At 62.6% G+C, this 22,817-nt stretch carries 23 protein-coding genes; 3 read left to right on the top strand and 20 right to left on the bottom strand.

The window, feature by feature from the left end:
- Nucleotides 1-29 precede the first annotated feature (29 nt).
- The 12 genes from mdh to Mame_RS10465 form a co-directional block, all read right to left on the bottom strand.
- Nucleotides 30-992, bottom strand: coding sequence for a malate dehydrogenase (mdh, locus tag Mame_RS10520; RefSeq protein WP_018062703.1), 963 nt, complete (start codon nucleotides 990-992; stop codon nucleotides 30-32).
- Between the two features lie 175 nt (nucleotides 993-1,167).
- A complete protein-coding gene (zapE, locus tag Mame_RS10515) occupies nucleotides 1,168-2,322 on the bottom strand; it encodes a cell division protein ZapE (protein WP_018062704.1) in 1,155 nt (384 codons plus the stop codon).
- Nucleotides 2,323-2,413: 91 nt separating this feature from the next.
- Nucleotides 2,414-3,004, bottom strand: coding sequence for a protease inhibitor Inh/omp19 family protein (locus Mame_RS10510; protein ID WP_018062705.1), 591 nt, complete (start codon nucleotides 3,002-3,004; stop codon nucleotides 2,414-2,416).
- A 245-nt stretch (nucleotides 3,005-3,249) separates the two neighbouring features.
- A complete protein-coding gene (locus Mame_RS10505; RefSeq protein WP_018062706.1) occupies nucleotides 3,250-4,029 on the bottom strand; it encodes a succinate dehydrogenase iron-sulfur subunit in 780 nt (259 codons plus the stop codon).
- A gap of 38 nt (nucleotides 4,030-4,067) precedes the next feature.
- Nucleotides 4,068-4,493, bottom strand: coding sequence for a type II toxin-antitoxin system VapC family toxin (locus Mame_RS10500; RefSeq protein ID WP_018062707.1), 426 nt, complete (start codon nucleotides 4,491-4,493; stop codon nucleotides 4,068-4,070).
- The gene (locus Mame_RS10495) at nucleotides 4,490-4,726 is read right to left on the bottom strand and encodes a hypothetical protein (RefSeq protein WP_018062708.1); all 237 of its coding nucleotides are present in this window, start codon (nucleotides 4,724-4,726) and stop codon (nucleotides 4,490-4,492) included. Before Mame_RS10495 ends, Mame_RS10500 begins: the two co-directional genes overlap by 4 nt.
- Nucleotides 4,727-4,741: 15 nt before the next feature.
- Complete coding sequence (gene sdhA / locus Mame_RS10490) at nucleotides 4,742-6,583, bottom strand: succinate dehydrogenase flavoprotein subunit (RefSeq protein WP_018062709.1); 1,842 nt, start codon at nucleotides 6,581-6,583, stop codon at nucleotides 4,742-4,744.
- Nucleotides 6,584-6,590: 7 nt separating this feature from the next.
- On the bottom strand, nucleotides 6,591-6,971 hold the full coding sequence (gene sdhD, locus Mame_RS10485) for a succinate dehydrogenase, hydrophobic membrane anchor protein (protein ID WP_018062710.1): 381 nt from the start codon (nucleotides 6,969-6,971) through the stop codon (nucleotides 6,591-6,593).
- 10 nt (nucleotides 6,972-6,981) lie between these two features.
- Nucleotides 6,982-7,374, bottom strand: a complete 393-nt coding sequence (gene sdhC, locus Mame_RS10480) for a succinate dehydrogenase, cytochrome b556 subunit (protein WP_018062711.1) — start codon at nucleotides 7,372-7,374, stop codon at nucleotides 6,982-6,984.
- Nucleotides 7,375-7,654: 280 nt separating this feature from the next.
- The gene (locus Mame_RS10475) at nucleotides 7,655-8,305 is read right to left on the bottom strand and encodes a class I SAM-dependent methyltransferase (protein ID WP_018062712.1); all 651 of its coding nucleotides are present in this window, start codon (nucleotides 8,303-8,305) and stop codon (nucleotides 7,655-7,657) included.
- 153 nt (nucleotides 8,306-8,458) lie between these two features.
- Nucleotides 8,459-9,064, bottom strand: coding sequence for a 3-isopropylmalate dehydratase small subunit (gene leuD, locus Mame_RS10470; protein ID WP_018062713.1), 606 nt, complete (start codon nucleotides 9,062-9,064; stop codon nucleotides 8,459-8,461).
- Nucleotides 9,065-9,220: 156 nt separating this feature from the next.
- Entirely contained in the window at nucleotides 9,221-9,460 is a 240-nt protein-coding gene (locus Mame_RS10465; RefSeq protein ID WP_026173112.1) for a hypothetical protein, read from the bottom strand.
- A gap of 154 nt (nucleotides 9,461-9,614) precedes the next feature.
- On the opposite strand from Mame_RS10465, the gene Mame_RS10460 reads away from it, so the two are divergent.
- Nucleotides 9,615-10,514, top strand: coding sequence for an HpcH/HpaI aldolase/citrate lyase family protein (locus Mame_RS10460; protein WP_018062715.1), 900 nt, complete (start codon nucleotides 9,615-9,617; stop codon nucleotides 10,512-10,514).
- On the top strand, nucleotides 10,511-10,717 hold the full coding sequence (locus Mame_RS10455; protein ID WP_018062716.1) for a DUF1737 domain-containing protein: 207 nt from the start codon (nucleotides 10,511-10,513) through the stop codon (nucleotides 10,715-10,717). The genes Mame_RS10460 and Mame_RS10455 overlap by 4 nt, the downstream gene beginning before the upstream one ends.
- A 21-nt stretch (nucleotides 10,718-10,738) precedes the next feature.
- Here the strand turns inward: Mame_RS10455 and Mame_RS10450 are convergent, their stop codons facing one another.
- The 7 genes from Mame_RS10450 to Mame_RS10420 form a co-directional block, all read right to left on the bottom strand.
- Nucleotides 10,739-11,101 carry a bleomycin resistance protein gene (locus Mame_RS10450; protein WP_235726772.1) on the bottom strand — a complete coding sequence of 121 codons (363 nt, stop codon included), beginning with the start codon at nucleotides 11,099-11,101 and terminating at the stop codon, nucleotides 10,739-10,741.
- A gap of 29 nt (nucleotides 11,102-11,130) precedes the next feature.
- The gene (locus Mame_RS10445; RefSeq protein WP_018062718.1) at nucleotides 11,131-12,138 is read right to left on the bottom strand and encodes a class I SAM-dependent methyltransferase; all 1,008 of its coding nucleotides are present in this window, start codon (nucleotides 12,136-12,138) and stop codon (nucleotides 11,131-11,133) included.
- A 261-nt stretch (nucleotides 12,139-12,399) separates the two neighbouring features.
- Nucleotides 12,400-14,538, bottom strand: a complete 2,139-nt coding sequence (gene pnp, locus Mame_RS10440; protein ID WP_018062719.1) for a polyribonucleotide nucleotidyltransferase — start codon at nucleotides 14,536-14,538, stop codon at nucleotides 12,400-12,402.
- A gap of 274 nt (nucleotides 14,539-14,812) precedes the next feature.
- Nucleotides 14,813-15,082 (bottom strand): 30S ribosomal protein S15, encoded by a 270-nt coding sequence (gene rpsO / locus Mame_RS10435; RefSeq protein WP_026173114.1) that lies wholly within the window; start codon nucleotides 15,080-15,082, stop codon nucleotides 14,813-14,815.
- 298 nt (nucleotides 15,083-15,380) lie between these two features.
- Nucleotides 15,381-16,709 carry a cytochrome c gene (locus tag Mame_RS10430; RefSeq protein WP_018062721.1) on the bottom strand — a complete coding sequence of 443 codons (1,329 nt, stop codon included), beginning with the start codon at nucleotides 16,707-16,709 and terminating at the stop codon, nucleotides 15,381-15,383.
- 12 nt (nucleotides 16,710-16,721) lie between these two features.
- Complete coding sequence (locus Mame_RS10425; protein WP_018062722.1) at nucleotides 16,722-18,494, bottom strand: GMC family oxidoreductase; 1,773 nt, start codon at nucleotides 18,492-18,494, stop codon at nucleotides 16,722-16,724.
- 3 nt (nucleotides 18,495-18,497) lie between these two features.
- Nucleotides 18,498-19,205, bottom strand: a complete 708-nt coding sequence (locus tag Mame_RS10420) for a gluconate 2-dehydrogenase subunit 3 family protein (RefSeq protein ID WP_026173115.1) — start codon at nucleotides 19,203-19,205, stop codon at nucleotides 18,498-18,500.
- 475 nt (nucleotides 19,206-19,680) lie between these two features.
- Between Mame_RS10420 and Mame_RS10415 the strand changes: the two genes are divergently transcribed.
- Nucleotides 19,681-21,369 carry an aspartate-alanine antiporter-like transporter gene (locus Mame_RS10415; protein ID WP_018062724.1) on the top strand — a complete coding sequence of 563 codons (1,689 nt, stop codon included), beginning with the start codon at nucleotides 19,681-19,683 and terminating at the stop codon, nucleotides 21,367-21,369.
- A gap of 9 nt (nucleotides 21,370-21,378) precedes the next feature.
- Here the strand turns inward: Mame_RS10415 and clcA are convergent, their stop codons facing one another.
- Nucleotides 21,379-22,722, bottom strand: a complete 1,344-nt coding sequence (gene clcA / locus Mame_RS10410) for a H(+)/Cl(-) exchange transporter ClcA (protein WP_018062725.1) — start codon at nucleotides 22,720-22,722, stop codon at nucleotides 21,379-21,381.
- Nucleotides 22,723-22,817: the final 95 nt, after the last annotated feature.

Genomic DNA, 22,817 nt, shown 5'->3' with positions numbered 1-22,817 from the left:
TCGATATCCGTCCTTTTAGAGAAAGCGGCTTATTTCAGAGAGGGCGCGATTTCCTTGCAGGCATCGCAAAGGCCCTTCACGGCGTCCACCGACTTGTCGAAGCCGGCCTTGTCCTCGCCTTCCAGCGGAATTTCGACGATGCGCTCGACACCGCCCTCGCCGATGACGATCGGAACGCCGACATACATGCCGTCAACGCCGTATTCGCCGGTGAGGTGGGCGGCGGCCGGCATGACGCGCTTCTTGTCCTTGAGGTAGCTTTCGGCCATGGCGATGGCGGAAGCGGCAGGCGCGTAATAGGCCGAGCCGTTCTTCAAGAGCGCCACGATTTCGCCGCCGCCGCCACGGGTGCGGGTGATGATCGCGTCGAGCTTTTCCTGGGTGGTCCAGCCCATCTTGATGAGGTCGGGCAGCGGAATGCCGGCAACCGTCGAATACTGCGCGACCGGAACCATGGTATCGCCATGGCCGCCGAGGACGAAGGCGGTGACGTCTTCAACCGAAACGTTGAACTCCTCGGCGAGGAAGTAGCGGAAGCGGGCCGAGTCGAGAACGCCGGCCATGCCGACGACCTTGTTGGCCGGAAGGCCGGAGAATTTCTGCAGCGCCCAGACCATGGCGTCGAGCGGGTTGGTGATGCAGATCACGAAGGCGTTCGGAGCGTGCTGCGCGATGCCCGCGCCAACGGCTTCCATGACCTTGAGGTTGATGCCGAGCAGGTCGTCGCGGCTCATGCCGGGCTTGCGCGGCACGCCGGCGGTGACGATGCAGACATCGGCGCCGGCGATGGCGGAATAATCGGATGCGCCGGTAAGCTTGGCGTCGAAGCCGTCAACCGGCGAGGATTCGGCGATGTCGAGCGCCTTGCCCTGCGGCAGGCCGTCCGCGATATCGAACAGGACGACGTCGCCCAGTTCTTTGAGCCCGGCGAGATGCGCGAGCGTGCCCCCGATCATGCCCGAACCGATCAATGCGATTTTATTGCGCGCCATGAATTATATCCTCTGAAAAATCCATTTCCGAGCACGCCGCAAAGCCTGCCCATGTCGCACGTTGGGATAGCCCCTATCCGGGCGATTTTCAACCGGTTTTTCGGACGCTAATATTTTCAATCGGTTATATATATTTTAATTGACGTAAAGGTAAGAATTCAAAAAGACGTGATCGTCATTCCGCCGCATTTGCGGCCCATTTTTTCTTGTGCGCTGCAAAGTAATCCGTGCTGCGCATCTCGAAAAGCCGCGACGCGGTGCGATCGAATTCGAAGCCTTCACGTCCCTTGCGCTCCGGAAGCAGATCCTCCGGCATGGCCGCCGCCGAAATCACCGTGCGGATCGTCTGATCGTAAAGCGTATCGATCAGCATGATGAAGCGCTTGATTTCATTGCGGCTATCGCTGCCAAGCACCGGCACCCCATCGATGAACACGGTGCGGTATCGCTTGGCGATCGCCATATAGTCCGTTGCCCCAAGCGGCTTCCTGCAGAGGTCATCGAAGCTGAACCGGGCAACCTCGCCACAGGCCTTTGGCACATGCAGCACGCGGCCGCGCATTTCGATCTCCTCGGGCTCTCCCTCCTTGCCGCCGGTCAGCAGATCCCAGTTCTCGTCCATTCGCGCCGCCGTCTTCTCGTCAAGCGGGGTCAGGTAGACCGGACGACCCTCGAACTTCTCCATGCGATAGTCGGTAGCAGAATCGAGTGTCGTTACCGTGACATTCTCTTTCAGGACATCGATGAAGGGCAGGAACAGGCCGCGATTGAGGCCGTCCTTGTAAAGGTCGTCCGGCGCCACATTGGAGGTCGCGACCAGCACGCAGCCGCGCTCGAACAGCGCCGAGAACAGCCGCGACAGGATCATCGCGTCGGCGATATCGGTGACGGTGAATTCATCGAAGCACAGAAGCCGGTTTTCGGCGATGATCTCGTCGGCCACCGGGCCGATCGGGTCCGCCTCCTTCACCTCGCCAGCCTTGAGCTTGCGGCGATAGGCGTTCAGCCTGTCCTGCACATCGGCCATGAAGGCGAAGAAATGGGCGCGGCGCTTGTCCGCGATCGGCGCAAGTTCGAAGAACATGTCCATCAGCATGGTCTTGCCGCGCCCGACGCTGCCATGAATATAGAGCCCGCGCGTCAGCGGTCCGCCGCTCTTGCCGCCGTTGAACAGCCGCGACAGCAGCTTGCCCTTCCGCCGCGACGGCGCGGCCTTCAGCCCCTCCAGCACCGTGTCGAGTTCGGCCGCCACGGCGCGCTGCGCTTCATCCGGGCTCAGTGTCTTGTCGTCAGTCAGCGCCTGCAGGCGCTCGGTCACGGTCGCAGCCATCAATATTTCCGGTTTTTGGGAATCTGCGGCGGGCTCAGCCAGGCGGGTCCGCCGGGGAAGGCAGAAAAAAGGGCCCGTCCGGGCCCTTTTATCAGCGGCTCAGCACAACCTGCTGGCCGGAGCTGCTGGTGCCTTCAATGCGATTGTCGGCGGTCTTGTAAAGCCTTGCAATGGCATAGCCATTGGCATCATTCAGCACGACCTGGTCGCCGTTGATGCCCCAGGACTTCATGGTGGAAAGCCCGCCGGTGCAGCCGCGCGTGCCGCCGCGCAGGCCTTCGCCGAGATTGGTGAGCGTCAGGAACATGTCGCAGGAAACACCGCCCTCATTGACCTTCCAGCTTCCAACCAGCGCCGCGTTGGAAACAGCAACCGCGCCTGCGGGAGCCGCGACATTGCCCATGCCCCCCGCCGTTTCGGTCGGGGCACCCGGGGCTGCCGGATACTGCCCGGTCGCCGTATCGGTCATGCCCGGCTGGGTGGCGCCGTAAGTGCTGGTCGGATAGGCCGAAGCGCCAGCGGGCGGCGGCAGCGAGCCGCTCTGCACCTGTCCGGCAGGCGCCGGGGTCAGCGGCTGCGGCGGCGGGGGCGCCGGCGGAGAATAATCATAGGTCGTCCGCTGACATGCGCTGAGGGCGAGAACCCCGGTCACTGCCGCGACCACCAAAACCTTGTGAACCATCAACCCGAACTCCTGCTCCTCTGGCGCAATGGGGCACAGCCCCGTTGCACAGCTTCAAAGTGCCTGCCTGCCCGCCACGCCAACAAGGCGAGGAGACGACCGGACCTGCCGGCAATCATATCGTGCGCAAGTCCAATACGGCAAGGGCTACACCACATTCACCCGAAAGCGCAACCACGCCGGGGCCTCAACCGGCTTCACGATTGCGTAAGCGGCGTAAGAAACCGTAGCGCCGGAAAGAACGATCAAACCGAACGCTCGACCATCATCTTCTTGATGCCGGCGATCGCCTTGGCGGGGTTCAGCCCCTTCGGACAGGCCTGGGTGCAGTTCATGATGGTGTGGCAGCGGTAGAGCCGGAAAGGATCTTCCAGATTGTCGAGCCGCTCGCCGGTCGCCTCGTCTCTGGAGTCGATCAACCAGCGATAGGCCTGCAGCAGCACGGCGGGACCGAGATAGCGATCGCCGTTCCACCAGTAGGACGGACAGGAGGTCGAGCAGCAGGCGCACAGGATGCATTCATAAAGCCCGTCGAGCTTCACGCGGTCCTCATGGCTCTGCTTCCACTCCTTCGCCGGCGGCGGCGAGACGGTCTTGAGCCAGGGTTCGATCGAACGGTGCTGGGCGTAGAAATTGTTGAGGTCCGGCACGAGGTCCTTGACCACCGGCATATGCGGCAGCGGGTAGATCTTCACCGCGCCCTTGATGTCGTCCATGCCCTTGGTGCAGGCGAGCGTGTTGGTGCCATCGATATTCATCGCGCACGAACCGCAAATGCCTTCGCGACAGGAGCGGCGCAGCGTCAGCGTCGGATCGATATTGTTCTTGATGTACAACAGCGCATCGAGAACCATCGGCCCGCAATCATCGAGATCGATGAAATAGGTGTCGATCGACGGGTTCTCGCCGGTATCCGGGTTCCAGCGGTAGATCTTGAACTCGCGAAGATTGGAAGCGCCTTCCGGCTTCGGCCAGGTCTTGCCGGTCTTGATCTTCGAGTTCTTGGGAAGCGTGAATTCAACCATGGCGGTTATCCTGTGTTCCTAAAATATACCGTCTCGCCTCAGAGGTTCAACCCGGACAGCGGCCGGACCGACGCCGCAAATCCGTTCTCTGAAGCTTTCGTCAGAAATTTCTCATCGGCCGACACCAGAACGTCGCCCTCTCTCCGCAGCGCACAAGCGAGAAACATGCAGTCATAAACGCTGTGCTGAAGCGTTCCAGCCAGATCGAAAGCTGCCTCCAGCAGGGCGGAAGACGGAACGATCGAATCGAAAAAAACCGTCATCTGGCCCACGGCCTCCCTTGCCTGCCCGGAGCCGATTTCACCAAGCCGCACCTTCCGCCAAAGAACATTGGCGGCTTCGGCCAAGGCAAAGTCTGGACAGCTCAGTTGCTCCGTCATCTCCAACAGTTTCACCGCCTCCGGGTGCCCTTCTTCCCGCACGAACCACTTCACGATCACCGAAGAATCGATGACCAACGTCATCGCGAGCGATCCTCGCGCAGCATTTCCGTCGCGTCCGTCTGCCGCCGGTGCGGTGTCAGGGCGGCAATACGCCTCGCCGTCGCCAGTCTGCTCTCCCGATCGAGCGGAACGCCGGTAGCGCGGCGGAGAATTGCGGTCGCCTCGGCTTCCGGCGAGATCTGATGGGTGTGGGCCAGTTCGGTCAGCCGCCGTACCAGCGCCTCGTCCGCGACCTTGATCGTTATCTCACCCATCACATCTATCCTCGATCAATACACCCGCGCCTTCGGCGCGATCTTCTTGATGTCGATGCCGTCGGCGATGAGGTCGGTATGGACCGGGCGGTAGTCGAGCTTGACGTCGCCGGCCTCGTTCACCCAGGCGAGCGTGTGCTTGCGCCAGTTCTCGTCGTCGCGGCCGGAGAACGGGCCGTCGGCATAGTCCTCGCGGGCGTGCGCGCCACGGCTTTCCTTGCGGGCCTCGGCGCCGTAGACTGTGGTGATCGCGCAGGCCATCAGGTTCTGCAGTTCCAGCGTCTCGACCAGATCCGAGTTCCAGATCATCGAGCGGTCGGTGACCTTGACGTCCGGCAGTTCCTTCCAGATTTCCGAAATCCGGCGGCAGCCTTCCTCCAGCGTTTCCTGGGTGCGGAACACGGCCGCCTCTTCCTGCATGGCGCGCTGCATCTTGTCGCGCAGCACGGCCGTCGGCTGCGAGCCGGAGGCGTGGCGGGTCTTGTCGAAGCGCTCCATGATCCGGTCGCAGGCGGCCGTGTTCAGCGCCGGGATCGGGCTTTCCCGGTCGATCACCTGTCCGGCGCGGATCGCGGCGGCGCGGCCGAAGACCACGAGATCGATCAGCGAGTTGGAGCCGAGACGGTTGGCGCCGTGCACCGAGGCGCAACCGGCCTCGCCGACGGCCATCAGGCCGGGCGCGAGACGCTCGGGATTGTCGCCATCGGCGTTCAGCACCTCGCCGAAATAGTTCGTCGGAATGCCGCCCATATTGTAGTGGACCGTCGGCAGAACCGGGATCGGCTCGCGGGTGACATCGACGCCGGCGAAGATCTTGGCGCTCTCGGAAATGCCCGGAAGTCGCTCATGCAGCACAGCCGGATCGAGATGGTCGAGATGCAGGAAGATGTGGTCCTTGTTCTTGCCAACGCCACGGCCTTCGCGGATTTCCATCGTCATGCAGCGCGAGACAACGTCGCGTGAGGCCAGATCCTTGGCCGACGGCGCATAGCGCTCCATGAAGCGCTCGCCCTCGGAGTTGACCAGATAACCGCCCTCGCCGCGCGCGCCCTCGGTAATCAGGCAGCCCGCGCCATAGATGCCGGTCGGGTGGAACTGCACGAATTCCATGTCCTGCAACGGCAGGCCGGCGCGCGCGATCATGCCGGCGCCATCGCCGGTGCAGGTATGCGCGGAGGTCGCCGAGAAATAGGTGCGGCCATAGCCGCCGGTCGCCAGCACCACCATCTTGGCGGAGAAGCGGTGGATCGTGCCGTCATCAAGGTTCCAGGCGACGACCCCGGTGCAGGTCCCGTCATCGCTCATGATCAGGTCGATCGCGAAATATTCGATGAAGAACTCGGCGTTGTTCTTCAGCGACTGGCCGTAAAGCGTGTGCAGGATGGCGTGGCCGGTACGGTCGGCGGCAGCACAGGTGCGCTGCACCGGCGGGCCTTCGCCGTAATTCTGCATGTGGCCGCCGAAGGGGCGCTGATAAATCTTGCCCTCTTCGTTACGGGAGAACGGCACGCCGTAATGCTCGAGCTCATAGACCGCCTGCGGCGCTTCCATGGCGAGATACTGCATGGCGTCGACATCGCCGAGCCAGTCGGAACCCTTGACGGTGTCGTAGAGATGCCATTGCCAGCAATCGGGCGTCATGTTCTGCAGCGAGGCGGCGATGCCGCCCTGGGCGGCTACGGTATGCGAGCGCGTCGGGAAAACCTTGGTGATGCAGGCGGTCTTGAAGCCCTGCTCGGCCATGCCGAGCGTGGCGCGCAGGCCGGAACCGCCGGCGCCGACCACGATCACGTCATAGGCGTGGTCGACATATTCATAGGCCTTGCCGTTGGCGGCGGGGGAAGAAGGATTAGCCATGTGAATATTATCCTACAAACGCGATTTTCAGGATGGCGAACAGACAGAGCCCGCCAATCAGCACGGTGAAGAAGGTGTTCGCCATCACCGCGACGAGCTTCAGCACTTCGCCATGGATGTAGTCATCGATGATCTCCTGCATGCCGATGCGCATATGCACGAGGCCGGCGACGATCATCAGGCCCATCAGCACGGCGATGAAGGGGTTGGCAAGGCTCGCCACCACCTCTTCATAGGGCGCGCCGATATGGGCGATGATGAAGATGATGAACAGGATGAACAGCGGCACGAGCGCGACGGCCGTCATCCGCTGCATCCAGAAATGATGGGTCCCTTCCTTGGCGGAGCCGAGGCCGCGAACCTTTTTCAGCGGTGTACGCATATCCATGGTGCTCTCCCTACCAGACCGTGAGGCCGACGATCCAGAGCAGGACCGTGACCGCGACCGACACGAAGGGCAGCGCGATCGCCAGCTTCGTGGTGAATTCCTTGCCGAGACCGTGGCCGAGATCCCAGGCGAAATGGCGAAGACCGCCGAGCAGATGATGCACCAGCGCCCAAGTGTAGCCGAACAGGATCAAAAGCCCGAGCCAGGAACCGAAGAACCAGCTCACGCAATCAAAGGCTTCCTTGCCCATGGCGGCGGACACCAGCCAGGCGGCAAGCAGGATCGTGCCGAAATACATCGCACCGCCGGTAATGCGGTGGATGATCGACATCGCCATGGTCGGAATGAACCGGTAGACTTGAAGATGCGGCGATAGGGGCCGGTTGCTGGTCGGAGTGGCCATCAAAACCTCGCAGGCGTTCTGTAGGACGCGGCAATTGTGCAATCGGCGTCGCCCGGCAACCAGAGCCGGACGCAACCGACGTTCACCGGTGGTGTAGCCACCGCAAACCGCCGCGACAAGTCGATTCGCTCCGCCCGTCCCGATTTAATCGGTTTGACAGTCGGCGGATTGAAAAAGACCGTTTATCGGGCCCGGAAAATCGCATGCTTTTGTCAACAAGTCCATCCGGGGCGTGGAATTTCAAGCGCTTAACATGAGCACTGAACTCAAGTTTAACGACTCAGTCGTGTCCGGCGAACCGCCAGACCGTGGTCCGCTTCACCTCGCTGTCCTCCAGAACCCGCGTCACCGGCACCTGGTATTCGGCAAGTTTTTGCAATTGTTCCGTTGGGCAATAGGCCCGCCCCGGATCGCCGACGAGAATGGTGATGCCGTGTGCCGTCAGTCGCTCGAACCAGGGCAGCAGCGCGGCTGCCCATGCGGCATCGTAAAACACATCGCCGGCGAGCAAAACGTCGCAATCGGGGGTGGTTCCCATCAAGTCTTTTTCGGTGAAGCTGATCGTGACGCCGTTCAGGTCTGCATTGAGCTTTGCGGCAACGCCAGAGAACGGATCGATATCCGCTGCGAGAACAAAGGCGGCGCCCGCCCTTGCAGCGGCGATCGCCACCAGTCCGGAGCCGCTGGCGAAATCGACGACCCGCTTGCCGGCCACGCAATCCGTATGATCGAGCACATAACGCGCCAGCCCCTGCCCGCCGGCCCAGGCAAAGGCCCAGAATGGCGGCGGCAGGCCGATTTCCTCAAGCTCGCTCTCGGTCTTCTGCCACAGATCATGCACCTCGCTCGCCAGCCGCAGGCGGATTTCCGGCACATGCGGTGGAACGAGGATTTCAGTGTTTTCGAGAATGAAGGCCTTGGGGTCTTTCATGTTCTCCCCATGAGACAATAGAGCGGCTGTTGCTCATCACGAAAGGGAAGAATGTCGCCCGAACCTTGACGGGGGACCGCAGAGCGATAGCGTCTTTGGAAAGAACTGAGGCCAGCTTCAGGCCGGCCTCGCTTGATTATATTGCCGTGATAATCAGGCCCAGGGGCGCTCGGTGGCGAGCTTGCTTTCGTAGCTGGCGATATTGTCGCTCTTTTCCAGCGTCAGCGAGATATCGTCGAGACCGTTCAGCAGGCAGTGGCGCTTGAAGGCATCGAGTTCGAACTTGATCGAGCCGCCATCGGGACCGGTGATTTCCTGACTTTCAAGATCGACGGTCAGAACCGCGTTCGACCCGCGCTCGGCATCGTCCATCAGCTTTTCCAGCTCTTCCGGCGACACGATGATCGGCAGAATGCCGTTCTTGAAGCAGTTATTGTAAAAGATGTCGGCGAAGCTGGTCGAGATCACGCAGCGGATGCCGAAATCGGCCAGCGCCCAGGGCGCGTGTTCGCGCGAGGAGCCGCAGCCGAAATTGTCGCCCGCCACGAGGATCTTGGCCTCGCGATAGGCCGGCTTGTTCAGCACGAAATCCGGATTTTCCGAACCGTCCTGATTGAAGCGCGCTTCGGCGAACAGACCGGCGCCGAGACCGGTGCGCTTGATCGTCTTCAGATAATCCTTGGGAATGATCATGTCGGTATCGATATTGACCACGGGCAGCGGCGCGGCAACACCCGTCAGCTTGACAAATTTTTCCATGGGACATCCTCGGCACGTTTATTGAGCTTGCCATCGCTCTATAGCGGTTTCACGCCGCTTTCAACGAAAAACTGTACCTTTTGGTACGGGCGCGGAAAAACAGAAGGCAGCCGCAAGGGCTGCCTGAAAAGCGATCGAGCTGCGAAATCGAACCTCTCAGAGGTCGATGATCTTGCCCTTGCCATCATCCCATACGCGCATGCCATCCTTGCGGCGGCAATCGCGGGTGCGAACCGGAACCGGTGCACGGTTAAGCTTGCCGGCAACCACGCGAGCAACGGTCAGCACGGCGAGAACGCCAACCAGCGCCAGACCAACGGAAAAAGCAAATACGGTCACGAAGGCCACGGCGGCCAGCCCGACAATTGCCATTACTACGGAGCGGATGTTTTCCATCGTCAGTTTCCTTTCACACTTGCTAATCTGGCGCGTCGGTGACCGTTGCGCAAGGGGCAGCGACCATTTTGTCTCATTGAATGCGAACCAAAACTTTGCGAAGCATCATTTTCAGGCACTGCTAAAACCAGTGAGTCCGGAAATTGTCAGGAATATGGCCATGCCCCCCATAAAACTGTGGCGTTCTCTGCTAAGCGTACCCGCCATCAACCGCCGCGCGCTGGAAAAGTCGAGGACGCTTGCGGCCGATATCATAATCTACGATCTCGAGGATGCCGTTGCGCCAGGCAAAAAGGCCGAGGCGCGCGAGAACCTGGAGCGGCTTTACAGCGAGGACCGGCCCGAGGGCGTGACCGCGATCCGGGTGAACCCGCTCGATACGGCAGACGGCAGCGAGGACATGAAGACCGTGCTGGCCTGCCAGCCGGATGCCGTTCTGCTGCCCAAGGTCGGCAATGTGGCAAGCATGGCCGCGGCGGGCGCTCTGCTGAAGAGAAACGGCGCGCCGGAGCGCATCAAGCTCTGGGCGATGATCGAGACGCCGGAGGGCGTGGTCAATGCCGCGGCCATTGCCGGGGCGTTTTCCGATGTGCGGGCCGGCGGGCGGCTGGAGGCGCTGGTTGTCGGGGTCAATGATCTGCGCGCGGAAACCGGCGTGGCGCCCTCGCCCAGCCGCGCCTATCTGGTGCCATGGCTGATGCAGACCGTGCTTGCCGCCCGCGCCTATGGTATCCGCGTCATCGACGGCGTCTACAATGATTTCACGGATCAGGAGGGTTACGAAGCAGAATGCGCCGAAGGCGCAGCCATGGGATTTGACGGCAAGATGCTGATTCACCCGAACCAGATCGAGGCCGCCAACCGCCATTTTAGCCCGTCCGAAGACGCTATTGCCGAGGCGCGCGCGATCGTGGAAGCATTTGCCAGACCGGGCGCGGAGGCGCTAAACGTCATCGATCTCGATGGCCGCATGGTCGAGCGCCTGCATCTGGAGCAGGCCCGATCGCTGCTGGCGCAGGTCACCGCCATTCAATCGACAAAGGATACCCGATGAAACTCTATCGCTTTCTCACCGGCCCGGACGAATCGTCCTTCTGCCACCGCGTCACCGACGCCCTCAACAAGGGCTGGGAGTTGCATGGCTCGCCGTCGCTGACCTTCGATCCCAATCTCGGTAAGACCTATTGCGGCCAGGCCGTGGTGAAGGAAGTCGAGGGCAAGGAGTATGACCCGTCAATCAAGCTCGGCGAACAGTGAGGCTCGCTCCGGGCGGAAAGATCAGATCGGCTGAAACGGCCTCAAGAGATATCCGTCCGGGTCCCGCACCCAGAGCTGGCGCTGGCCTCTTTCGCCATTCGGCGTTCGATAGCGCCGCTCCTCCGGACCAAGCACGAGCGGCCACTCCGCTTTCGCGAGCCGCGCGACGATGCCGTCGAAATCCCTAACCTCGAGCTGGAAATTGATACCGCCGCCGAGTGCTGACTCCTCATCGCCGATCGTTCGCCCCGTGCCGATCGCGTCCAGCATAAGCTGCGCCGCGCCCAGTTCCAGAAAGGCAAAGCCCTCCTCCGGCCGGTCATAGGCGACCGAAAAGCCGATCAACCCGACGTAGAACTCGAGGCTCTGAGCCAGGTCCCTCACGCCGAGTTCCGGGATGAGGGCGTTGAACCTCACTTGCGGCCCCAGAGGATCTTGAAGCGGGCGTTGCGATAATCCTCGCCGCTCGACTTGCAGTTTTCCGCGAGTACCGGCTCATAGGGCAGGCCGCGATTGGCGACCAGAAGCAGTCGCCCGCCGGGCTTCAGCGCATCGCAAGCGGCCTTGATCAGCGCCTTGCCGAGCGAGGGCTCTGCCGCCTTTCCGGCGTGGAAGGGCGGATTCATGACGATCAGGTCGTAGCGCGTCCTGACCTTCTCGCCCGCAAGGTCCTGCCAGAAATAACGAAACGCGCCCTGCTGGCCGGCGAGATTGACCTTGGCGCGTTCCAGCGCGCGGTAATCCGCCTCGTAGAGATCGATGCCCTCCGCGCGCGGCGCGCGTTCGGCGAGCATGGCGGCAAGATAACCCCAACCCGCGCCGAAATCGGCCGCAAGCCCGGAAAAATCTTCCGGCAGGCGCTCGCCCAGAATGCGCGAGCCCTCGTCGATCCGGTCATGCGAGAACAGGCCCGCCACGGTGGTGAAGCGGCCATCGATCTCGACGGTCGGATGGGTCAGCTTTTCTATCGCCTCCGAGGCATCATCCGGGCGGGTGAACCACACCGCCACGCCATGATATTTCGGCATCGATTCGAGATCGGAAAACAGATGGCCGAGCCGCTTCCTCAGCGACTGGATGCCTTCCTCCTTGGTGCCCGCGATCACGATGAAGCCGCCGGGCACGGTCTTTGCGAGCGCTTCCGCGATCCGGTTCTCGTTTTCGCCGCGATGCTTGGTGAGCAGGATGAGCGTCAGATCGTAAGGCCCCTCGCCCGCCTCCGGCGCGACATCGGCATGCGCGCGCTCCAGCCCGATGAAATGCGGGCGATAGGGCTGCACCGCCTCGATCGAGGCGCCGAAGCCCTCCGGCACCCGGTAACCGGGCTCGGCGCCCAGAAACAGGCAACGGCCAGCCTCGGGCATGGCGATCGTGCCGCTTTCGAAGGGATGGAAAATGGTTTTCAGCGTCTCACGAGCCATGATTCTACCTGTGAAAAAGGCGCGAGCGATAGCTGCTCACGCCTGAAAATGAATGCCTTGCGGTTCTCTCCCTCAATCTCTCCCCTTGAGGGAGAGATGCCCCGAAGGGGCAGAGAGGGGTAAACCCTATCGGCAAATGCGGAGCTACGGGCTGATACCCATTACCCCTCTCTGTCGCTTTCGCGACATCTCCCCCTCAAGGGGGGAGATTGGAGGGAGCATCACTGCTCCGAAGGTTCAGAACCCGTTGGTCCGTCAGCCTTACTCGGCGGCGTCGGACTTCTGCTTGCGCTCGATTTCCTTGCCGGTCTCCTGGTCGACGACCTTCATCGACAGCTTGACCTTGCCGCGCTCATCGAAGCCGATGAGCTTGACCCAGACCTTGTCGCCTTCCTTGACCACGTCGGTGGTCTTGGCCACACGATCCGCTGCAAGCTGCGAGATGTGGACCAGACCGTCACGCGGGCCGAAGAAGTTCACGAAAGCGCCGAAATCGGCAGTCTTGACGACCGTGCCCTCGTAGATCGCGTTCAGTTCCGGCTCGTCGACGATCGAGTGGATCCACTTCTTGGCCGCCTCGATCTCCTTGCCGGAGGACGATGCGATCTTGATCGTGCCGTCATCCTCGATGTTGATCTTGGCGCCGGTCTTTTCCACGATCTCGCGGATGACCTTGCCGCCCGAGCCGATAACGTCGCGGATCTTGTCGACGGCAATCGTCATCATCTCGATGCGCGGGGCGTATTCGCCGAGCTGCTCGCGGCCCTCGGTGATGGCCTTGGCCATTTCGCCAAGAATGTGCTTGCGGCCGCCCTGGGCCTGGCCGAGCGCGACCTTCATGATCTCCTCGGTGATGCCGGCGATCTTGATGTCCATCTGCAGCGAGGTGATGCCGTCGGACGTGCCGGCGACCTTGAAGTCCATGTCGCCGAGGTGGTCCTCGTCACCGAGAATGTCGGAGAGAACCGCGAAGCGCTCGCCTTCCAGGATCAGGCCCATGGCGATGCCGGCAACCGGCTTTGCCAGCGGAACGCCGGCATCCATCAGCGCCAGCGAGGTGCCGCACACGGTCGCCATCGAGGACGAACCGTTGGATTCGGTGATCTCGGAGACGACGCGCAGCGTGTAGGGGAACTGTTCCACGGTCGGCAGCATCGGACGGATCGCGCGCCATGCAAGCTTGCCGTGGCCGATCTCGCGGCGGCCCGGGGAGCCCATGCGGCCGGTCTCACCCACCGAATAGGGCGGGAAGTTGTAGTGCAGCAGGAAGCGTTCCTTATACATGCCGGTCAGCGCGTCGACATACTGCTCGTCCTCGCCGGTGCCGAGCGTGGCGACGACCAGCGCCTGGGTTTCACCGCGGGTGAACAGCGCCGAACCGTGAGTGCGCGGCAGGATGCCGACTTCGGAGACGATCGGACGGACGGTCTCGAGATCGCGGCCGTCGATGCGGCTCTTGGTGTCGAGAATGTTCCAGCGGACGATCTTGGCCTGGAGGTGCTTGAACACCGCGCCGATTTCTTCCGCCGTGTACTTGGCTTCCTCGCCTTCGGCCGGGGCGTAGCGCTCCTTCACCTTGGCCTTGCAGGCGTCGACGGCGGCGTAGCGCGCGGCCTTTTCGGTGATCTTGTAGGCGTCGCGCAGCTCGTTCTCGATGAAGGAGAGCATGTCGTTTTCAAGGGCGGAATGATCTTCCGGCTCGAATTCGCGCGGCTCCTTGGCGGCGACTTCGGCAAGCTTGATGATCGCGTCGATCACGGGCTGGAAGCCCTTGTGGCCGAACATGACGGCGCCGAGCATGACGTCTTCGGGCAGCTCCTTGGCTTCCGATTCCACCATCAGGACCGCGTCGCCCGTGCCGGCGACCACGAGGTCGAGCGCGGTTTCGGGCATTTCGTCGATATGCGGGTTCAGCACGTATTCGCCGTTGATGTAGCCGACGCGCGCGCCGCCGATCGGGCCCATGAACGGAACGCCGGAGAGCGTCAGCGCGGCCGAGGTCGCGACCATCGCCAGAACGTCCGGGTTGTTTTCGAGGTCATGCTGGAGAACGGTGACCACCACCTGGGTGTCGTTCTTGTAGCCTTCGGGAAACAGCGGGCGGATCGGGCGGTCGATCAGTCGGGAAACGAGGGTCTCGTTCTCGCTCGGGCGGCCCTCGCGCTTGAAGTAGCCGCCGGGGATCCGGCCGGCCGCGAAGGTCTTTTCCTGGTAGTTGACGGTGAGCGGGAAGAAATCCTGGCCCGGCTTCGGCTCCTTGGCGGAGACGACGGTGGCCAGAACGGTGGTTTCGCCATAGGAGGCCAGAACCGCGCCGTCAGCCTGACGGGCAACCTTGCCGGTCTCAAGCGTGAGCGTGCGGCCGGCCCACTCGATTTCCACTTTGTGGGAGTTGAACATGTCTTGTCCTTTAACAAATGCAGCGATCCCGCTCCTGCCCGAAGGAAAGGCGAAATCACGGCGTCACGTTTCGTTCGACACGTCACGGGCAAGACAACGTGCTGCTTCCGGTTGCGAAGCAGCCTGCAATCCTGCCCCATGACAGGTCCGTTTCGGCATGCGGCGCCGGACGTTCCGGGGCCGCGTCTTCTGATCCAGCGCCCGCCACGGCGCAAAACCGGCGCTTTGTCAGCGCAAATGGAAACGGCGGGCGCAAACGCCCGCCGGATTAAGCCTAGCGGCGAATGCCCAGACGGCCGATAAGGCTCGTATAGCGGCTTTCATCGATGCGCTTAAGGTAGTCGAGCAGCGAACGGCGGGTCGAAACCAGCGTCAGCAGGCCACGGCGGGAATGGTTGTCCTTCTTGTGGTCCTTGAAGTGCTCGGTCAGGTTGGTAATCCGCTCGGTCAGGATGGCAACCTGTACTTCCGGTGAACCGGTGTCGCCTTCCTTGGTTGCGTATTCCTTGATCAGCGCTGCCTTGCGTTCAGCAGTAATCGACATCGGTCATCCTTTCTTTAAGAAATGAGGGTGTTTCAAGTCGCCCGGGCCGGGATGTCGTCCAGCAGGGGCCATTCATGCGCATCTGTTTCAATGCTGGCGCCCATATAGGCCAAACAGAGCGTAATGTCGAGTGTCGCTTTGCGCACGGGGCGACAGCGCATTGCCGGAGGCTTCCGCAACGGCTCGCGGCGCCGGGCACGGTTTGCCTGCGTCATTCAGAAAGAGGGGCATTTCCCGTTGCGGGCATTGCCCGATCCTGCAGAGCCCGCCGCCTCATCGAAGCGGCGGGCCCTTGGTCTTACTGGCGCAACGCCTTGACGTCGTCCGCGCTCACGGCGGGCGCGGAATTGCCCCAGGCGCTGCGCAGGAAGGTCGCCAGCGTTGCGATATCGGCATCCGAAAGCCGGACGCCGAAGGCCGGCATTGCCAGCCGTTCCGGACGCTCGCCCGTCGAAGGCATCGCGGCGCCATGGAGAATGACCTCCGTCAGACCCTTCGTCGTCGGAGCCGTCACCAGCGAGTTGCCCTTCAGCGCCGGGAACACGCCGGGGGCGCCGCGGCCGTCCGGCATATGACAGGCATTGCAGTTGTTGAGATAGAGAATTTCTCCATCCGTAAGGTCTGCCGCTGCCTTGAGCTTCGCCGTCGTCGGATCGTCGGCGGCATCGAGCCGGTCCGTCGTCCGCTCGTCGGGCACGGGCTGCGGGTCGGGCTTGACGTCCGAGATCGCCCGGAGATAGGCGACCATCGCATCGGCATCCTCGTCCTTCATGTATTGAAGGGATTCGCCGACCACGAGCTGCATCTCGCCGACCACCGCGGAATGGGCGTTGCGGCCGGTCGTCAGATAGTCCTTCAGGTCCGCGTCGGTCCATGTCTGCAGTGCGGACGCGGCCGTGCGCAGGTCGGGCGCCGTCCAGCCGCCGATCTCGCCGCCCGTCAGGAAGGCCGGATTGTCGGCATTGGTGCCATCCTGCGCCATGATCATGTTGCGCGGGCTGTGGCAGGCCGCGCAATGGCCGAGCGCCTGCACCAGGTAAGCCCCGCGATCAAGCGTGTCGCTTTCGGTCGCAACGTCATCGGGGTGGAAGCCGGGCTTGCCGAGTGCGGCCCAGTTCCACAGACGAATGCCCCAGCGCTGGTTGAACGGGAAGTCGAGCGCCGTCTCCTTCACCGGGTTGTCGACCGCCGCGACATCGTTGTGGATATAGCTCCAGATCGCCCGGATATCCTCCTCCTTCATGTGCCGGTAGTTCTCGTAGGGCATGGCCGGATAGAGGTGCACCCCGCCGGGCGCGATGCCGTCGACGAGGGCGGCGTGGAACTGGTCGTAGGTCCAATTGCCGATCCCGGTCTCCCCATCGGGGGTGATGTTGCTCGACCAGATCGTGCCCATCGGGCTTTCGATGGCCCGTCCGCCGGCAAAGGGCTTGCCGCCCTCGGCGGTGTGACAGGCCTGACAGTCGGCCATCTGGGTGACGTATTGGGCTTCGCCGGGCGCCGGCTGCCAGTCGGCTGCCAGCTTGTCATCCGGTTTGGTGAGGGACGGCGGCACGAAGATGATCGCCGCGAGCGCCACGACGCCGATGACGATGAGGGCGAGAATGATGCGAAGAAAGGTTTTCATGATCCGCACTCCTCACATCAATGGCCGGGGGTTGGGCAGGTAATCCTTGCGCAACGCCTCCAGCGCCCAGTAGGCAAGGCCACCGACCGCGCCCGTGGGGTTATACTGGATGTTCTGCGGGAAGGCCGAGGCGCCCATGACCCAGACGTTGTGACAGTCCCAGCTCTGGAGATAGCGGTTGATCGCCGAGGTCTTCGGGTCGGTGCCCATGATCGCGCCGCCGACATTGTGGGTCGACTGGTAGGGACGCACGTCATATTGCGCGCCGTCGCCCTTGTAGCCCGATGCCATGGCATCCGGGTTCATGCTCTCGGCGATTTCCTCGATCCGGGCCTTCATGAACTGGGTCATCTTGATGTCGTTGTCCTTCCAGTTGAAGGTCATGCGCATCAGCGGACGGCCATGGCGGTCCTTGTAGGTCGGATCGAGATCGAGACAGGTGTCGCGATAGGCCATGTTGGAGCCATGAGAGCCGATCGAGAGGTTGTGGCCGTACCATTCGCCGACGGCCTCCTTCCAGCCCGCGCCCCAGGCCGGCGTGCCCGGCGGAAGCGCCATCTGCTGGATCGGGCGGCCGCCGGTGTGGCCGCAGGTGATATAGCTGCCGCCGATGAAGCCTTCCTTGCCGAAATCGATCTGCGACATCGAGAAGTCGTCGATCGTCATGCCGCCGGAGCCGGTTCCCACGAACGGGTTGAACACCTTGTCCTTGAACCAGAGGCTGGTGCCGCCGGTCATCTGATAGGAATAGTTCCGCCCGACGACGCCCTCGCCGGTATCGGGATCGTAGGGCTGCCCGATCTCGGAAAGCAGCAGAAGGTGAACATTGTGCAGCGAATAGGCGCAGACCAGCACGAGATCGGCCGGCTGGAACACCTCCTCGCCGGTATTGTCGTCGAAATAGGTCACGCCGGTCGCGGTCTTGCCGTCGGCGGCCTTTTCGATCTTCAGCACCTCGCATTTGGCCTTGTAGCTGAAATTCGGCTTGCGCTTCAGCGCGTCGAGAATGCAGACCTGCGGCGACGACTTGGAATAGTTGTTGCAGCCGAAGCGCTCGCAGAAGCCGCAATAATTGCAGGGCCCGAGCTGCATGCCGTAGTCGTTGACATACTGGATCGACGCATTGGCCGAAGGACGCGGGAACGGATGGTAGCCCATCTTGCGCGCGGCATCGGCGAACAGTTCCGAATCCCAGGTGTTCTTCAAGGGCGGCATCGGATATTCGACCGATCGCGGCGCTTCGAACGGATTGCCGCCCTCCTGAATCTCGCCGTTGATGTTGCCCGCCTTGCCGGCAATGCCCGCCACACTCTCGAACTTGGTGAGATGCGGTTCCAGCTCCTCTGCCGTCACGCCCCAATCCTGAAGCTGCATGTCTTCGGGAATGATATCGGCGCCGAAGGTCTCCTCGACATAGGAGCGCAGACGGTATTCGACCGCCTGCGGGCGCCAGTTCTGGCCGTTCCAGTGGACGCCTGCCCCGCCAACGCCGTCGCCCGGCAGGAACGAGCCGAGATGACGGTAGGGAAGCGCAGTCTCCTGCGTATTGTGGCGCACGGTCAGCGTGGAGTTGACCGGCTTCTGCATCAGGTCGTAGCGGACGGCGTATTTCAGCTCGTCGAAAATGTTGGGATACTGGAAATCGGGCACCGTGCTGCGGTCGTCGCCGCGTTCGAGCGCGAGGATATCCAGCCCTTCATTGGCCAGTTCCATGCCCATGATCGCCCCGGTCCAGCCGAGCCCGATGATGACGACGTCTTTCTTGGGATCTGTTCTCGTTGCCATGGTTTACGCCCTCTCCCCGCTGATCGACACGGGACCGAGCGGATATTTGGCGTTCTCGCGGCCCGGCCAGGAGGTGAAGGCGCCGCGCGCGCCGGGAAAGCCGATATAGACCCAGGCCTGCATGTCGTGATTGCCGCCATAACCGGGATCGGCGAAATAGCCCTCCTTGGTGTTGGCGAGCAGGAACTGGAAGAAATCGCGCAGCTCGGGGGCCAGCCCCACCTCGCCCTTTTGCAGCGATGTCAGCGCGGCATCCTGTGTTGCCGCTTCGAGATTTTCGAAACTGTCGCCATGGTTGGTCTTGCACCAGTCCTGAAAGACGGGAATCGCCTGGCGGTAGATTTCTGCCGGCGTCAGCGGGCTCTGGAAACCGAGCGTGGGATTGGCGGCAGGATCGAACGGGCCCTGCATGTACCAGTCCGCGGCCGTGCCGAAATTGCCTGCGAGCTGCCGGTCGATGAAGACCGGCACCCGACAGTCGATCGCGCCGGGACCATTGCCGCCGGAGGGAATCAGACGGTCGCAGGCGGCCATCACGAACGCCCATTCGGCCTCGTTGAAATAGACCCGCTCATACTGATCGAGCGGCGGCGGGGGTTCCTTCTGGGGCGCTTGCGCATTGGCCGAGCCGGCAAGCGAAGCAATCGCCACCCCGGCGGCCGTTCCCTTGAGGAACCCGCGCCGAGACGGACGTCCTGGCATCTCACGCATGATTATTTCCTTTCGCCGGCCGGGGGCCGGTCATCTCTCCCCGCCTGCGAATAGCCCGGATTTCGCTCCGGATACGGAGGCGGCTCCATTTGCTTCCGGATGTCTCCGGAAGACCAACGGCCCGTCACGCGCGACGGGCCGAAACCCTCTATATCGAGCATTGTGACTCATGATCGCCGGTGAGAGAAGGTGATTTTTTTCCGTCCTTGAGGGAACAAAATCGAAGAAGGCATGAAACCATGAAGCTTGGAGCCCTCAGGCGGGAATCCGGGCTTCTGGCGTTCGTGGGGCTGCGGAGCCGGTTGGAGCGCGTAACCAAACGTCTACCCCACCTGAAAGCCTTCGATGCCACAAATTCCGGGCCTCTCAGCCGGGTTGTCAGACCTTACAGTTTTCCCGATCGACCTTTGCTCTTATTCTTGGCCACCGACCTTGCGCCGGCGCGATGCAAAGCACGATAAAAAGAATGTAGTGAATGACCGAATGGCTTGTCGCCACGTTGCGAGAAAACGTGGAAATACCGCTCTTTCTCTGCCTTGTCGTCGGTTTCACCGTGGGGCGGGTTCAAGTCAGGGGCATCTCGCTTGGCGAAGTGACCGCCACGCTGCTTGCGGCGCTCGCCATCGGCCAGATCGGATTCGAAATCTCGCCGAAGATGAAATTCGTGTTCTTCTCGCTCTATCTGTTCGCCGTCGGTTACAGCGCCGGTCCGCAATTCGTCCGCGCCCTGTTCGAGGGCGGTTTCAAGCAGGCGGGGTTTGCGGTCGTCGTCTGTATCATGAGCCTGCTCAGTGTCTATGCCGTCGCCCGGCTTGCCGGTCTCGATGTGGGCGCGGCGGCAGGTTTCTTCGCCGGCTCGGCAACCACTTCGCCATCCCTCCCGCTTTCCGAAACCGCGATCGCGAAATCGTCCATGACGGCGGCGGCCAAGGCCCACGCGCTCGACCTCATGCCGGCTGCCTTCTCCATCAGCTTCATCATCGGCACGCTCAGTTCCGTGATCGTGCTGGCGATCGTCGGGCCCCGGCTTCTGAAAATCGATCTCGCCGCCGCCTGCCGCGCCTATGTCGAAAAAATGGGCGGCAATGACAGCAAGGCCCGTCGGGGAACCGCCTGGCATCAATATGTCGCGCGCGCCTATCGCGTCGATGAAAAATCCCCGCTGGTCGGCCTCAACGTCGCCGATGCCGAACATTTCTTCGACAATCACCGGCTGTTCCTGGCGCGCCTGCGCCGGGAAGGCGAGATCATGGAGGCCACCACCTCCGTCACGATCGCGGCCGGCGACATCATCGCCCTTGCCGGATCGCGGCATGTGCTTCTCAGCGAAGTCAGCAAGGTGCTCGAGGAAGTCGACGACGCGGAGCTGCTCGGCGTCCAGGTCGAGGGCACCGACGTGCTGATCACGTCGAGCGCGTTGGCCGGCGAGACGCTGAAGGCGCTCGCGGACCTTCCCGAGACGCGCGGCGTGTTCATCACCGCTATCCATCGCGGAGCCCTGTCCGTGTCGATACCGGTTTTCGCCGACACGACGCTTTATCGCGGCGACGTGATCAGGATCATCGGGCGGCCCACCGACATCGCCGGTTTCGCGAAGAAATTCGGCTATCTCGACCGGGAAACCGAGCGCGCCGACATCGCCTTCATCAGCGCCGCGATCGTCGCCGGCGCCGTGATCGGCGCGCTGAGCTTCAGGGTCGGCGAGGTGCCGCTGACGCTGTCGACGGCCGGCGGCATCCTGCTTATCGGTCTCTTCTTCGGCTGGCTCCGCTCGGTGCACCCTGTCTTCGGCCGGGTACCGGGAGCCACGCTGTGGTTCATGAACTCGATCGGCCTCAACCTGTTCATCGCAGCCCTTGGCCTTGCCGCCGCGCCCGCCCTTGCCGGCGGGCTGAAGGAGCTGGGGCCGGTCTTCCTGCTCTGGAGCCTGGTCGCTTCCATCGTCCCGTCGCTATTGGCGATCTATCTCGGGAAATACGTCTTCCGCTTCGATGACGCCATCCTGTTCGGTTGCTGCGCGGGAGCGCGAAAATCATCCCCGGCGCTGGCGATGCTGACCGAAAAGGCTGAAAGCCAGGTCCCGGCGATCGGCTTTTCGGTCGGATACGCGGTCTCCACCACGCTGCTGATCCTGTTCGGCCTGGTGATCGTGATGATGATGTGAACTAGAGGCTCATGCCAGGCCGGTCTTGTCCTCGCCCTTGGCCGCCGGGTCGATGCCGGCCTTTCTCAGCGTGCGTTCCAGCAACTGGTCGTAGATCGGGCGTCCGCCGATCCATTCGGCGACCATGTTTGCCGTCATGCAGGTGACGATCAGCGGCATGACCATGGTGTAGGCGCCGGTCAGTTCCAGCGTCAGCACCACGCCGACGATCGGCGCGCGCACGGAGGCGGAAAACAGTCCGCCCATCGCCGCCATGCCGAAGGCGAGCGGTATGCCGTGGGGCGTCACCAGTTCGACGATGCCACCGAAGGCCAGACCGACGCACATCGAAAGCGCCAGGATCGGCGCGAAAATGCCGCCCGGCGTGCCCGCCGAATAGCTCGCCGTCATGGTGACATAGCGGATTACGGCAAGCGCCAGCAGAACCTGAAGGCTGGCGCTGTGGGCGGCAAGCGAGGTCACCACATGCTCGCCGCCAGTCACCGCAAGCGGCATCGTCACGAACAATCCGCCGACGACGAGGCCGACCACGGCAGGATAGAGATAGGGCACGCGCCCGTTGAGACGGGCGGCGAACGAGCCCGTCCACATCAGCGCCGCGTTGAGGCTGACGCCCAGGAAACCAAGCAGCACCCCAAGGACGACGAAGGCCGGCAGCAGGTAGAGCTCCGGGCTCGCCACCGCCATCGAGAAATCCGGCGCCGTGCCGCCGATAACCTGGGTCATGACCGTCGCGAGCACGGCGGCGATGATCACGCCCATATAGGTGCGGAAGGTATAGGGAAACTGCCGGTGGGTTTCCTCGACGATGAACAGGATGGCGGCGAGCGGAGCATTGAAGGCGCAGGCGAGACCGGCGGCCGCACCGGCGCCCAGCATGCCGCGCCGCTCGGTTTCGCTGACCTTGAAGAAATCAGTGATCGCCGCCGAAAACGAAGCGCCGATATGGATCGTCGGGCCTTCGCGGCCGAGCACCAGCCCCGACGCGATCGAGACGATGCCGGTCAGGAACTTGATCGGCAGCACTCTTTGCCACCGAACGGTGCGCAAGCCCTGCATGGCGCCTTCGATCTCCTGCACGCCGCTGCCGCCAGCCTCGGGTGCGTATCGGCGGACGACATAGACCGAGACCAGCGTCGCGCACATCGTGATCAGGGCGGCAGCGGCGACAAGCACGACGCCATCAACATGCGTTGCGAGGACGCGGGGCCATGCCTGAAGCCAGTCGATCAGCAAATGGAACACGGACCCGACGGACCCCGTCAGAATTCCCGCCAGGGCCGCAAGGGCGACGAAGCGGATCTGCGCGTTCCGGCTTCCCGGTTGCTCGAGCTCTTCTGCGGAATTATCCATGGCGCTTCATGTCCAGAGGGGGATTAAAAAAAATGAGCAACGATTCCGTGATCGCTACGTCCTGCCGGAGGGCGGGACCTGCGCTCTAGCAGGCC

It is taken from the genome of Martelella mediterranea DSM 17316, from assembly GCF_002043005.1.
Taxonomy (GTDB): Bacteria; Pseudomonadota; Alphaproteobacteria; order Rhizobiales; family Rhizobiaceae; genus Martelella; species Martelella mediterranea.
This window is presented reverse-complemented; position numbering and strand designations above follow the sequence as displayed.

Coding starts and splice junctions, on each gene's coding strand:
- mdh (WP_018062703.1), bottom strand. CDS start 992: ATGGCGCGCAATAAAATCGCATTGATCGGTTCGGGCATGATCGGGGGC.
- zapE (WP_018062704.1), bottom strand. CDS start 2,322: ATGGCTGCGACCGTGACCGAGCGCCTGCAGGCGCTGACTGACGACAAG.
- Mame_RS10510 (WP_018062705.1), bottom strand. CDS start 3,004: ATGGTTCACAAGGTTTTGGTGGTCGCGGCAGTGACCGGGGTTCTCGCC.
- Mame_RS10505 (WP_018062706.1), bottom strand. CDS start 4,029: ATGGTTGAATTCACGCTTCCCAAGAACTCGAAGATCAAGACCGGCAAG.
- Mame_RS10500 (WP_018062707.1), bottom strand. CDS start 4,493: ATGACGTTGGTCATCGATTCTTCGGTGATCGTGAAGTGGTTCGTGCGG.
- Mame_RS10495 (WP_018062708.1), bottom strand. CDS start 4,726: ATGGGTGAGATAACGATCAAGGTCGCGGACGAGGCGCTGGTACGGCGG.
- sdhA (WP_018062709.1), bottom strand. CDS start 6,583: ATGGCTAATCCTTCTTCCCCCGCCGCCAACGGCAAGGCCTATGAATAT.
- sdhD (WP_018062710.1), bottom strand. CDS start 6,971: ATGGATATGCGTACACCGCTGAAAAAGGTTCGCGGCCTCGGCTCCGCC.
- sdhC (WP_018062711.1), bottom strand. CDS start 7,374: ATGGCCACTCCGACCAGCAACCGGCCCCTATCGCCGCATCTTCAAGTC.
- Mame_RS10475 (WP_018062712.1), bottom strand. CDS start 8,305: ATGAAAGACCCCAAGGCCTTCATTCTCGAAAACACTGAAATCCTCGTT.
- leuD (WP_018062713.1), bottom strand. CDS start 9,064: ATGGAAAAATTTGTCAAGCTGACGGGTGTTGCCGCGCCGCTGCCCGTG.
- Mame_RS10465 (WP_026173112.1), bottom strand. CDS start 9,460: ATGGAAAACATCCGCTCCGTAGTAATGGCAATTGTCGGGCTGGCCGCC.
- Mame_RS10460 (WP_018062715.1), top strand. CDS start 9,615: ATGGCCATGCCCCCCATAAAACTGTGGCGTTCTCTGCTAAGCGTACCC.
- Mame_RS10455 (WP_018062716.1), top strand. CDS start 10,511: ATGAAACTCTATCGCTTTCTCACCGGCCCGGACGAATCGTCCTTCTGC.
- Mame_RS10445 (WP_018062718.1), bottom strand. CDS start 12,138: ATGGCTCGTGAGACGCTGAAAACCATTTTCCATCCCTTCGAAAGCGGC.
- pnp (WP_018062719.1), bottom strand. CDS start 14,538: ATGTTCAACTCCCACAAAGTGGAAATCGAGTGGGCCGGCCGCACGCTC.
- rpsO (WP_026173114.1), bottom strand. CDS start 15,082: ATGTCGATTACTGCTGAACGCAAGGCAGCGCTGATCAAGGAATACGCA.
- Mame_RS10430 (WP_018062721.1), bottom strand. CDS start 16,709: ATGAAAACCTTTCTTCGCATCATTCTCGCCCTCATCGTCATCGGCGTC.
- Mame_RS10425 (WP_018062722.1), bottom strand. CDS start 18,494: ATGGCAACGAGAACAGATCCCAAGAAAGACGTCGTCATCATCGGGCTC.
- Mame_RS10420 (WP_026173115.1), bottom strand. CDS start 19,205: ATGCGTGAGATGCCAGGACGTCCGTCTCGGCGCGGGTTCCTCAAGGGA.
- Mame_RS10415 (WP_018062724.1), top strand. CDS start 19,681: ATGACCGAATGGCTTGTCGCCACGTTGCGAGAAAACGTGGAAATACCG.
- clcA (WP_018062725.1), bottom strand. CDS start 22,722: ATGGATAATTCCGCAGAAGAGCTCGAGCAACCGGGAAGCCGGAACGCG.